The sequence below is a fragment of the Pseudomonas sp. MWU13-2100 genome, assembly GCF_023242365.1.
Taxonomy (GTDB): domain Bacteria; phylum Pseudomonadota; class Gammaproteobacteria; order Pseudomonadales; family Pseudomonadaceae; genus Aquipseudomonas.
In genome coordinates this window covers 117412-131158 of sequence record NZ_JALLIX010000010.1, presented here as the reverse complement: position 1 = coordinate 131158, position 13747 = coordinate 117412, and the positions used below count along the sequence as shown (strand labels likewise).

The window sequence follows — 13747 nt, the reverse complement described above, 5'->3', positions numbered from 1 at the left end:
AAATTGAACTCACATAACGATAGTCTCGACCAGTTGAAACGTGCCGCCATGCTGCGCCTGCTCAAGCAGCGCGGCGCGACGCGGACCGTCGATACCCCCCAGGACGACATGATTGCCGTGGACCGCGAAGGTCCGTTGGCGCTGTCGTTCGCCCAGCAACGCCTGTGGTTCCTCGACCAGTTGGACCCGACGGCCAGCGCCGCCTACCACATGCCCGCTTCGTTGGTGCTGCGCGGTACGCTCAACCGCAGTGCACTGAAGGCCGCCCTCGACCAGTTGGTGGCCCGCCATGAAAGCCTGCGCACCACCTTCCGCCGTAACGGCGAACAACCGGTGCAAATCATCGCCCCGGCCGACTGCGGCTTCAGCCTGGTGGAGCACGACCTGCGCCAGCTGTCCGCGGAGCACGCGGCAGAGCAGGCCGCCCAACTGAGCGAACGCGAAGCCACGGCCCCCTTCGACTTGCTCAACGGGCCGCTGATCCGTGGCCGTCTGCTGCGCCTGGCCGACGATGAGCACCGCCTGCTGATCACCCAGCACCACATCATCTCCGACGGCTGGTCCATCGGTGTGCTGGTCAAGGAATTCGCCGCGCTGTATCAGGCCTTCAGCAGCGGCGAACCTGATCCGCTGCCGGCCCTGGCCCTGCAATACGCCGACTACGCGGCCTGGCAGCGCCGGCACCTGGAAGGTGAACGCCTGGACCAGCACGTCGAGTTCTGGCGCAGTCACCTGGCCGGGGCCCCGGCCCTGCTCTCGCTGCCCACCGACCGGCCGCGCCCGGCGGTACAGAACTACCGTGGTGCGACCCTGAGCTTCGATTTGCCCGTGGCCCTGTCCACGGCCATCACGCGCTTCGCCCAGTCCCGCGCCGCGACCCCGTTCATGACCCTGATGGCCGCCTGGGCCGTATTGCTGGGCCGGATCAGCGGCCAGCAGGACGTGGTGATCGGCACCGTCACCGCCAACCGCGACCGCCAGGACGTGCAGGCGTTGATCGGTTTCTTCGTCAACACCCTGGCCCTGCGCGTGCGTCTGGACGCCAACCCGACCCTCGACCAGGTGCTGCAACAGGTCAAAGAGCTGATGCTGGAGTCCGCCAGTCACCAGGACACCCCGTTCGAGCAAGTGGTCGAGGCCCTCAAGCCGCCGCGCAGCGCCAGCCACAGCCCGGTGTTCCAGACCATGCTCTACACCAACGCCGGCGGTGCCGGCGGGCAGTTGCAACTGCCGGGACTGAACCTGGAGTTCCTGCCGTCGCACAAGGACAACACCCAGCACGACCTGTCGTTGCATATCGACGAAGGCGCTTCGAGCCTGTCCTGCAGCCTGTCGTACTCCACCGCGCTGTTCGACGCCAGCACCGTCGAACGCCTGGCGGCGCGCTTCGAGCGCCTGCTGCGCTGCTTTACCGAGGCCCCGCAAACCCGCATCGGCGCCCTGGAGCTGGACGCGGCCCTGGCCCTGCCCGAGGTCAGCGCCCTGGCACCGGTGCCGGCGCGCATGCCGCTGTCCTACCACCAGGAGCGGGTCTGGTTCGTCGACACCTTCGAAACCGGCTACCTGTACGCGGCCAACCCGGTCTATCACAACGTCGCGCTGCTGCTGGAGATCTTCGGTGAACTGCAGGTCCCGGCCCTGCAAACCGCCCTCGACGGCCTGCTGGCCCGTCACGCCATCCTGCGCTGCCGGGTGCATTCCGACGGTGCCAGTGCCTGGCAGAGCTTCGACGGCCCGGCCAGCCTCGCGCTGGAACAGTTCCAGAGCACCCCGGGCGAGATGAGCCGCCGCGCCCTGGCCGAAAGCCGCCGCCCGCTGGAGATGAACGGCGGCAGCCTGGTGCGTGCCAGTCTGGTCCGCGCCGATGAGAAAAACGCCGTGCTGGCCCTGGCCGTGCATCACCTGCTGGCCGACCGCACGTCCATGCAACTGATCAAGCGCGACCTGCTGGCACTTTATGAAGCCGCCTGCGCCGAGCGCGAGGCCGCGCTGCCGGCACTGTCCCTGGGTTACGGCGACTTCGCCGCCTGGCAGCGCCAGTTGCCGGCCGCCGTGCGGGAAAACCTGCGGGCCTACTGGAGCTATCAACTGCGCGGCAAGCTGCAGGCCCTGGAGCTGCCGCTCAACCGCCCACGAGCCGCGGTGCATGTGTTCAGCGAAGCCAGCCATGAGTTCGTCATCGAGGCCACGCTGGCCCGGCGCCTGGACAACCTGGCCCGGGAAGTCGGTGTCAGCACCGACAGCCTGGCCCTGAGTGCCTTCACCGCCCTGCTGCGGCGCTATGCCGGGCACGACGAACTGGTGATCGGCACCACCGCGGCCTGCCGCGAACCGGCCCTGCGGGACGTGGTCGGCCCGCTCGACAACCTGCTGGTGATCCGTGGCGCCTGCGACAGCGAGACCACCCTGCAAGCGCTGCTGGAACAGACTGCCGGGACCCTGGCCGACGCCCATCGCCATCGGCACATGCAGTTCGACCAACTGGTACTGACCCTCAATCCGGCCAAGGACATGAGCCGTACCGCCCTGTTCGACGTGCTGTTCAACTTCCAGCATGCCAGCGACAGCCGCAGCCTGATCGCCGGGCTGGAAGTGAACAGCCTGGAAACCAACCTGGGCTACGGCAAGAACGACCTGCACCTGCTGATCAGTGCCGGCGAGCAACACTGGAACGGCCACCTGGCCTACAACGCCGACTTCTTCGACGCCGAATTCATCCAGCAACTGATGCGCCATTACGTGCGCCTGCTGCAGGCCTTTGTCGAGACCCCGCAACTGCGCGTCGACGATGTCGTCCTGCTGGATGCGGCCGAGCGCCAGCGACAAATCCTCGATTTCAACAACACCGAGGCCGCCTGGCCCGACAACCTGACCTTGCAGCAGATCTTCGAGGAACAGGCGCGTCTGACCCCGGACAACATCGCCGTCAATCTCGGCGAGGAACGCCTGAGCTACCGCCAACTCAACGAGCAGGCCAACCGCCTCGCGCATCGTTTGCGTAACGCCGGCGTGCAGCCGCAGGAGCTGGTGGCGATTGTCCTCGAGCGCTCGCTGGCGATGATCGTCGCCACCCTGGCGGTGCTCAAGGCCGGCGCCGCCTATGTACCGATCGACCCCGGTGCGCCGGCCGAACGCATTGCCTATGTGCTGCGTGACAGCGCTGCGCGCAAGGCCGTCGCCGGCCAGGACATGCGCCCGGCCCTGCTGGCGCTGGGCATCGAGGTCTTCGCGCCCGAGTCCACCGAAGCGCCGCGCAACAACGCCGAGGACAGCGCCAACCTGCCCAACGTCAACGCCCCGGACCACCTCTGTTATGTGATCTACACCTCGGGCTCCACCGGCGAACCCAAAGGTGCGCTGCTGGAACACCGTAATGTCGTGCGCCTGATGCACAACAATCGTTCGCAATTCAGCTTCAACGCCGACGATGTCTGGTCGTTGTTCCACTCCAACGCCTTCGACTTCTCGGTCTGGGAGATGTACGGCGCGCTGCTCTACGGCGGCCGCCTGACCCTGGTGCCCGAAGCCCTGCGCCGCGATCCGGCGCAGTTGCTGGACTTCCTCGAACGCGAACAGGTGACGGTGCTCAACCAGACGCCGTCGGCCTTCCTGCAACTCGCCGGCGCCGCCCTGGCCCGCGGCGATGTGCGCCTGGAACACCTGCGTTATGTGATCTTCGGCGGTGAAAGCCTGGAGCCGGGCAAGCTCGAAGCCTTCCACCAGGCCTTCGCCCATGTGGCGCTGGTGAACATGTACGGCATCACCGAAACCTGCGTGCACGTGACCTACAAGGCCATCGAGGCGGCGGATATCAGCGCCGGCATCTCCAATGTCGGCCGGCCGATCCCGACCACCGTGGCCTATGTCCTCGATGCCCAACAGCGGCTGCTGCCGATCGGCGTGGCCGGGGAAATCTGCGTCGGCGGGCTGGGAGTCGGCCGTGGTTACCTGAACCGTCCACAATTGAGCGCCGAACGCTTTATCGCCGACCCGCTGCGTCCCGGCGAGCGCCTGTACCGTTCCGGCGACCTGGGCAAGTTGCTGGACAACGGCGAGATCATTCACCTGGGGCGGATGGACGCCCAGGTGAAGATTCGCGGTTTCCGTATCGAACTGGGGGAAGTCGAGGCCAAGCTGCTGGCCTGTGATGGCGTGCGCGAAGCCCGGGTCCTGGCTCGCGATGACCTGAGCCAGGGCAAGCGCCTGATCGCCTACCTGATCGCCAAGCCCTCCGTCCGCCTGGAAGTGGCGGCCTTGCGCAAGCAACTGGGCGCCACCCTGCCCGACTACATGATCCCCAGCGCCTTTGTCAGCCTGGCGGCCTACCCGCTGACCGGCAACGGCAAGCTGGACCAGGACGCACTGCCGGCACCGGACCTGGACGCCATGTCCGAGCGCGGCTACAACGCCCCCGAAGGCGCCACCGAACACGCCCTGGCGCAGATCTTCCAGGAGCTGCTGGGCCTCGAACGCGTGGGCCGGCATGACGGTTTCTTCGAGCTCGGCGGTCACTCCCTGCTGGCCGCGCAACTGGTTTCCCGGGTACGCCAGCAACTGGGCGGCGAGATGATGCTGCGCCAACTGTTCAGCCACCCGAGCGTGGCCGAACTGGCGCGGGTGGTCGGCGGCCTGCAAGCAGCCGACCACGACAGCATCGAGCCGGTCGAGCGCAATGCGCCGCTGGCGCTGTCGTTCTCCCAGCAACGCCTGTGGTTCCTCGACCAACTCGACCCGGGTGCCAGCAGCGCCTACCACATGCCGATGTCGCTGCTGCTGCGTGGCGATCTCGACCGGACCGCGCTCAAAGACGCCCTCGACCGCCTGGTGGCGCGTCACGAAAGCCTGCGCACCACCTTCGCCCGCCACGGCGAACAACCGGTGCAGATCATCGCCCCGGCGGACTGCGGTTTCGCCCTGGCCGAGCAGGACCTGCGCACGCTGCCCTACGAGCAGGCCAGCCTCAGCGCCTCGCGCATCGGCAACAGCGAAGCCTCGGCGCCTTTCGACCTGAGCCAGGGCCCGCTGATTCGCGGGCGTCTGCTGCGCCTGGCGGATGACGAGCACATCCTGCTGATCACCCAGCACCACATCATCTCCGACGGTTGGTCGGTGGGGGTGCTGGTCAAGGAGTTCGCCGCCCTTTACCAAGCCTTCAGCCAGCAGCAGGAAGACCCGCTGCCGGCCCTGTCGATCCAATATGCCGACTATGCCGCCTGGCAGCGCCGGACCTTCACCGGCGAACGCCTGGCCGAGCAGGCCGAGTTCTGGCGTGGGCACCTGGGCGGCGCCCCGGCGCTGCTGTCGCTGCCCACCGACCGGCCACGTCCGGCGGTGCAGAGCTACCGTGGCGGCGATGTACCGGTGCAGATCGATGCATTGCTGTACCAGCGCCTGGAACGCTTCTGCCAGGCCCACAACATCACCCTGTTCATGGGCCTGCTCAGTGCCTGGTCGGTGCTGATGGCGCGCCTGGGTAACGAACGCGACGTGGTGATCGGCGTACCGACCGCCAACCGTGGCCGGACCGAAACCGAAAACCTGATCGGCTTCTTCGTCAACACCCTGGCCCTGCGCGTTGATCTCGGGCAGAACCCGAGCGTGGCGCAACTGCTGGAGCAGGTCCGCCAGACCACCCTGGCCGCCCACGAGCATCAGGATATTCCGTTCGAGCAAGTGATCGAGGCCTTGCAGCCGCCGCGCTCGCTGAGCCACAACCCGCTGTGCCAGGTCGCCCTGTCGCTGGACAATACCCCGGCCGGCGTCGAACTGAGCCTGCCGGGCCTGAGCCTGGTGCCCGTGGCCCAGGCCCACGAAACCGCGCAATTCGACCTGATGCTGACCCTCGGCACCAGCGACGGCAGCCTGTCCGGGGTGATCGAGTACGCCAGCGACCTGTTCGACCGATCGACCGTCGAGCGTTTCGCCCAGCACTTCCTGATCCTCCTCGAAGCCATGCTCGAGGATGTCGCGCAACCGGTGCTCGCCCTGCCCTTGCTCAGCCCCGCGCAGCGCCAGGCCTCGCCGGCACTGCTGCCACCGAAGGCGGTTTGCGCCAGCGGGCCACTGATCCACCAGCGCTTCGAAACCCGGGCGGCCAACCACCCGCAGCGCACCGCCCTGGTCTGCGGTGAACAGACCCTGACTTACCAGGCCCTCAACCGTCGCGCCAACGGCGTTGCCCGCGCCCTGCTCGCCCAGGGGGTACGCCCGGATGATCGGGTGGCGATCCTCGCCCTGCGCGGCGTCGACATGCTCTGCGCGGTGCTGGCCGTGCTCAAGGCCGGCGCCGCCTATGTGCCGCTGGACCCCGCCTACCCGGCCGAACGCCTCGCCTACCTGCTGGAGGACAGCGCACCGGTGGCCTTGCTGGCACAGTCGGCCTGCCTCGATGCCTTGCCGGCACCTAACGTGCCGGTGCTGAAGCTCGACGAACTGAACCGCGAAGACGCCGCCGACGACAGCGCCCTGGACCTGAACCCACAGGCCGACGAACTGGGCCTGGGGCCACAGCACCTGGCCTATGTCATCTATACCTCGGGCTCCACCGGCCTGCCCAAGGGTGTGCTGGTGGAGCACGGCAATGTCGCCCGGCTGTTCGACACCACCGCCGGGTTGTTCGACTTCGACCACGACGACACCTGGACACTGTTCCACTCCTTCGCTTTCGACTTCTCGGTCTGGGAAATCTGGGGCGCCCTGAGTCATGGCGGCAAGCTGGTGATCGTGCCGAGCGATGTGGCCCGTTCGCCGGATGACTTCTATGCCCTGGTCTGCCAGCAACAGGTCACGGTGCTGAACCAGACGCCGAGCGCTTTCCGCCAGTTTATCGAGGCACGCAGCCGCAGCGGAGTGGAGCACGCCCTGCGCGAAGTGATCTTCGGCGGCGAAGCCCTGGACTTCCGCAGCCTGCGGCCATGGACCGCGAGTACCCCGCTGGCGCGCACTCGCCTGGTGAACATGTACGGCATCACCGAGATCACCGTGCACGCCACCTACTACCCGATCAGCCAGGCCGAGATCGACACCGCGGCCCCGAGCCTGATCGGTCCGGCGCTGCCGGACCTGTGCCTGCGCATCCTCGATGACTACCGGCAACCGGTGCCGGTGGGGGTCAATGGCGAGATCTATATCGGTGGCGCCGGGGTCGCCCGGCATTACCTGAACCGTGAGGCGCTGAACGCCGAACGCTTTATCGCCGACCCTTACTCCGAGGTGCCGGGCGCGCGCCTGTATCGCACCGGCGACGTGGCCCGCTACCGCGCCGATGGCGGCGTGGTCTACGTCGGCCGCAACGACTCGCAGATCAAGATCCGCGGCTTCCGGATCGAACTGGGTGAGATCGAGGCGCAATTGCTGGCCTGCGCCGAAGTCCGCGAAGCCCTGGTGATCGTCCGTGAGGACCAGCCCGGCGACAAACGCCTGGTGGCCTACCTGATCGCCGAAGACGGCAGTGCTCCCGAATCCTCGGCCCTGCGCAGCCAACTGGCCAGCGTGCTGGCCGAACATATGCTGCCGAGCGCCTTCGTGACCCTTGAGGCCTGGCCGCTGACCACCAACGGCAAGCTCGACCGCGCGGCCCTGCCGGCACCGGACCTGTCCGCCGCCGTCAGCCGCCACTACGAAGCACCGCAGGGAGCGATCGAAACCACCCTGGCCTGCGCCTGGCAGGAATTGCTCGGCGTTGAGCGGGTCGGGCGCCAGGATCACTTCTTCGAACTCGGCGGTCACTCCTTCCTGGTCATCAGCCTGATCGAGCGCCTGCGCCAGGCCGGCCTGCAACTGGATGTGCGCACCGTGTTCTCGGCACCGACCCTGCAAGCCATGGCCACCGTCCTCGCCGGCGGCGGCAGCGCCGAACGAGTGGTCCCGGCCAACCAGATCCCGGCCGATTGCACGGCGCTGACCCCGCAGATGTTGCCGCTGGTGACGCTCAGTCAGCATGAGATCGAACAGATCGTCGCCGATGTTCCCGGTGGCGCGGCCAACGTGCAGGACATCTACCCGCTGTCGTCGTTGCAGGAAGGCATCCTTTTCCACCACCTGTTGCAGGCCGAAGGCGATGCCTACCTGATGCGCACCGTGGTGACCTTCAGCACTCGCACGCTGCTCGATGACTTCCTCGCCGCCGTGCAGGTGGTGATCAACCGCCATGACATCCTGCGTACCGCCCTGCGCTGGCACGGCCTGCCGCAACCGGTGCAGGTGGTCCATCGCCGCGCCCAACTGCCGGTGATCCACCTGGACACCGCCCCCGGTGAGGACGCCCTGGAGAAGTTGCGCGAGCGCACCGATACCCATCACCTGCGCCTGGACCTGCAACAGGCACCGCTGATCGCCGCGCACATCACCTACGATGCCCAACGCGAACAGTGGCTGCTGGCATTGCTCGACCACCACCTGGTCAGCGACAACGTCACCCTGCGCCTGATCATGCTGGAGATCCAGGCGGTGCTGGCCGGTCAGGCCGAGAGCCTGCCGCCGTCGCAGCCCTACCGCAACTTCATCGCCCAGGCCGCCAGCGTCTCCCAGGCCGAGCACGAGGCCTACTTCCGCCGGCTGCTGGCCGATGTCGATGCCACTACCGCGCCGTATGGCGTGCTCGATGTGCGCGGCAACGGCGCCGGGATCCAGCGGGCGGTGCAGCACCTGAGCGAAGATCTCAGCGCACGGGTCTATCGCACCGCGCGCGCCCAGGGCGTGCCGAGCTCGGTATTGTTCCATGCGGCCTGGGGCCTGGTCGTCGCGGCCACCAGCGGACGCGACGACGGGATCTTCGGTACCGTGCTGTCCGGGCGCTCCCAGGGCACCACCGGTGCCGACCATGCACTGGGGATGTTCATCAACACCCTGCCGATGCGTATTCGCCTGCACCACCACAGCGTGCGCGATATTGTCCAGGACGCCTACCAGCAGCTCAGCGAACTGCTGACCCACGAGCAGGCGCCGCTGGCCCTGGCCCAGCGCTGCAGCGCGGTGGATGCGTCGTTGCCGCTGTTCACGGTGATCCTCAACTGCCGTCACGGCGACCTGGTGAATGCCTCCGGGGAGAATGTCGAGGACATGGGCGAGCATGAAGGTATCCACTTCATCGCCTCGGAAACCCGCACCAACTACCCGATCGAGATTGCCGTGGCCAACGTGGCCGGCGGTTTCTCGCTGACCGCGCAGTCCATCAGCGGTATCGATCCGCAGCGTATCGCCGCCTACCTGGGCCAGGCCGTTGCCGAGTTGATCGAGGCGCTTGAGCAGGACCCGGCGCGTCTGGCCAGCAGCCTGCAAGTGCTGCCCGAAGCCGAGCGGCAATTGCTGCTCAACCGCTTCAATAACAGCGCCACCGAGTTTGCCCCGGCAGAGCCGATCCATGCCCTGTTCGAAACCCAGGTCCGCGCCAACCCCGAGGCCATCGCCCTGGTTTGCGAAGACCGCCAACTGAGCTATCGCCAGCTCAACCGTCGCGCCAACCATCTGGCCCGGCAACTGCTGGCCCTCGGCGTGCAACCAGACGAACGCGTGGCCATCTGCGCCGAACGCAGCCTGGACATGATTGTCGGGTTGCTTGGTGTGCTCAAGGCCGGTGCCGCTTATGTGCCGATCGACCCGGCTCACCCGGCCGAGCGCATGGCCTTCATGCTGCAGGACAGCCAACCACGAGCCTTGTTGACTCAGACCGCACTCACCCTGCCGTCTGGCGACACGCCACTGTTGCTGCTTGATACCGCCGAATCCCTGCGTGCCGCCGACGATGAAGCCTTCGATAACAACCCGACGGTTCCGGGCCTGACGCCGGAAAACCTCGCCTACGTCATCTACACCTCCGGCTCCACCGGCCAGTCCAAGGGCGTGATGGTCGAACACCGTTCGGTGTTCAACTTCTGGAACGTGCTGACCCGCACCACCCACCGGCACTGCCCGACGCCCGCCACCGTGGCCCTGAACGCCGGTTTCTTCTTCGACATGTCGATCAAGGGCATCTCGCAGCTGTTCTCCGGGCACAAGCTGGTGATCATCCCCCAACTGATCCGTGCCAGCGGTAGCGAACTGCTGGATTTCCTCGAAGCCCATCAGGTGCATGCCTTCGACTCGACGCCGTCGCAGCTCGATACCCTGCTCTGCGCCGGCCTGCTGGAACGCCGCAGCTACCAGCCGATCAGCGTGCTGCTGGGTGGCGAGGCGATCAATGCCAGCACCTGGGAGAAACTGCGCAACTGCCCGACCATCCATTTCTACAACATGTACGGCCCCACCGAATGCACGGTCGACGCCACCCTCGACCTGATCCGCGATCTTGGCGAAAAACCGAGCATCGGCCGGCCGATCGCCAATGTCCAGGTACATGTCCTCGACGCACGCGGCGAACCAGCACCGCTGGGCGTGGCCGGGGAAATCCATATCGGCGGTGCCGGTGTGGCCCGTGGTTACCTCAATCGCGACGAGCTGAGTGCCGAACGCTTTATCGTCGACCGCTTCTCTCTGGTCGCAAACGCGCGCCTGTACAAGACCGGCGACCTCGGCCGCTGGCTGGCCGACGGCACCCTGGAGTACCTGGGCCGTAACGACTTCCAGGTGAAGATCCGCGGCTTCCGGATCGAACTGGGTGAGATCGAAAACGCCCTGCTGGCGGTTCCGGGTATCCGCGAAGCCGTAGTGATCGCCCGCGAAGACAGTCAGGGCGACTCGGACAATCAGCGCCTGGTCGCCTATGTCTGTGGCGAGCCGGTCCCGGCCGAACAGCTGCGCGGCGAACTGCTCAGGCACCTGCCCGAGTACATGGTGCCCAGCGCCTTCGTCCATCTGGACAGCCTGCCGCTGACCGCCAACGGCAAGCTCGACCGCCGCGCCCTGCCCGCCCCCGGCCAGGATGCCCTGGCCAGCAAGGCCTACGAGGCGCCGCAAGGCGATACCGAAGTGGCCATCGCCGAGATCTGGAAAGGCCTGCTGCACCTGGATCAGGTCGGTCGCAACGACGGTTTCCTGGAACTCGGCGGCCACTCGCTGCTGGCCGTGCAGTTGCTCTCGCGACTGCGGCGCAAGCTCGGCGCGCGGATCACCCTGCGCGAGCTGTTCGACGCACCGACCGTGCGTGGCCTGGCCTCACTGGTCAACGCCAACGCGCCGAGCGAGGCGCAATCGATTCCCCTGGCCAATCGCTCGGGCCGCCTGCCGCTGTCGTTCTCCCAGCAACGCCTGTGGTTCCTCGATCACCTGGATCACGCCGCCGGCGCCGCCTACCATCTGCCAATGGCCTTGCGCCTCACCGGCAGCCTGGACAAGGCCGCCCTGCGGGCCACCCTCGATCGCCTGGTGGCACGCCATGAAACCCTGCGCACGCGCTTTGAACTGGTGGACGGCGAACCGCTGCAGAAAATCGCGCCGGCCGATACTCGCTTCCCGCTGGCGCAACAGGACCTGCGCGAGTTGCCAGACGATGAACGCGCGGCGACCCTGGCCCGCCTCGGCCAGGACAGCGCGACACAGTTGTTCGACCTGAGCCAGGGGCCGCTGCTGCGCGGACTGCTGCTGCAGACGGCTGACACCGAGCATGTGCTGCTGATCACTCTGCACCACATCGTCTCCGACGGTTGGTCCAACAGCGTCCTGGCCCATGAGGTGAGCGTGCTGTACAGCGCGTTCAGCCAGGGCCACAAGGATCCGTTGCCGGCCCTGGCCCTGCAATACGTGGATTACGCCGCCTGGCAGCGCCAATCCCTCGACGGCCCGGCGTTGCAAGCCCAGGTCGACTTCTGGCGCCGACACCTGGAAGGCGCGCCGAGCCTGCTGCACCTGCCACTGGATCGCCCGCGTCCGGCCATCCAGAGTTATGCCGGGGGGATCGTCAACTGCGTCTTCTCGCCGGCCCTCAGTGCCGATCTGCGAGCCTTCAGCCAGGCTCAGGGCAGCACGCTGTTCATGGTGCTGCTGGCCGGCTGGTCGGTGCTGATGAGCCACCTCAGCGGCCAAACCGATGTGGTGGTCGGCACCCCGGTCGCCAACCGCCAGCGGCCGGAGCTGGAGCCGTTGATCGGCTTCTTCGCCAACACCCTGGCGCTGCGCGTCGCCAGCAGCCGCGACACCCGGGTCGCCGAGTTGCTTGGGCAGATCAAGGACCTGACACTGGCGGCCTACAGCCATCAGGACCTGCCGTTCGAACAAGTGGTCAGCACCTTGCAGCCGACCCGCAGCATGAGCCACAGCCCGTTGTTCCAGGTGATGCTGAGCCTGGACAACACGCCCCCGGCACCGCTGCAACTGCCCGGCCTGCAGGTCGAGTCGCTGGACAGCGCGCACCGCACCACCCAGTTCGACCTGTCGCTGTCACTGGTCGACACCGGCGAACGCATCGGCGGCAGCCTGCAATACGCCAGCGATCTGTTCGACACTGAAACCGTGCAGGCCATCGCCGGGCTGTTTGCCAAGGTCCTGGAGAACCTGGTGGTCGGTGCGCAGCAGTCGATCGGCCAAGTGCTGGAGAACACCCCGGCACTGCCGCGTGCGGCCCATGCCGAGGTCGTCCCCGCCGTCATTGCAGAACAGCCGCCCGAGGCCCGGCCTTACGAAGCGCCCCAGGGCGACACCGAAATCGCCATCGCCAACCTCTGGAAGGACTTGTTCAAGCTGGAACAGGTCAGTCGGCATGACGACTTCTTCAGCCTCGGCGGTATTTCGCTGATGGCGGTGCAGATGGCCTCGCGCTTGCGCAAGGTCCTCGGCAAGCCGATCGCGGTGCGCGATCTGTTCGTCGAACCGAGCATTGCTGGTTTCGCCCGAGCCCTGGACGGCCAGGCCCGCCCAGGCCAGCACAGCAACCTGGTGCCGGTCCGCCGCACGGGCTCCCAGCGACCGCTGTTCCTGGTCCATCCGCTGGGTGGCGAAGTGCAATATGTCCGCGATCTGGCCCCTGTGCTCGACCCGCAACTGCCGGTCTACGGCCTCGCCGCCAGTGGCCTGGTCGCCGGTGAAACACCGCTGTTCGAAGTGCCGGCCATGGCCACGCGTTACCTGGCGGCGATTCGCCAGGTCCAGCCGCAAGGGCCTTACCGCATCGCCGGCTGGTCGGCCGGCGGCCTGATCGCCTATGAAATGGCCCGTCAACTGCAAGCCGGCGGCGAGCAGCTGGAGTTCCTCGGCATCATCGATGCCTCGGCCCGCCCCGAGCAGGCCGCACCGGAGTCCTTGAGCGAAGGGCAGTTCCTGATGGCCTGGCTGCCCGAGCAGGTCGACCCGCAGGTGCGCCGACAACTGACTGAACTGGCGCGCGAAGAGGCCATCGAGGCGATGCTGGCCCTGTGCATGAGCCACCGGCTGTTGCCGGAGGAACTGCCCCAGGACGTCGATGCCGGCTTGCTGCGCAGCCATCTCGCGGTGGCCTATGCGACGCGCCAGGCCGTCGCTGCCTATGTCAGCCCGGTCGCCCCGCTCAAGGTCACGCTGTTTACCGCCAGCGGGCAGGAACGCAGTGATCCGCTGCTGGGCTGGGGGGCGTTGCTCGGGGCCCCGCCAAGCGTCACAGCGCTGCCCGGAACCCACAACACACTGGTCAAGGCCCCTTATGTCAGTGCACTGGGCCAAGCGATTTCCCAGGCGTTGAAAGCAGGAGAAGCGTCATGACCTCTGCACGAAGCGCGTTTCATTCTCAAAAATGCCAGCGTCAACTAAACAGCGCCGGCTCAGCGGCGTAGGATGTCCCTGTTTTCCACTACAGACTTTTCCTACTTAACTGAGCTTAATTATCGCTACTGACTGAATCGTT

General features: G+C 66.8%; 1 protein-coding gene. It reads left to right on the top strand.

Features of this window, described 5'->3' with window-relative positions; translation table 11 throughout:
* The first annotated feature begins 3 nt into the window (after positions 1-3).
* A complete protein-coding gene (locus tag M5B99_RS09820) occupies positions 4-13605 on the top strand; it encodes a non-ribosomal peptide synthetase (RefSeq protein WP_248803845.1) in 13602 nt (4533 codons plus the stop codon).
* Positions 13606-13747 lie beyond the last annotated feature (142 nt).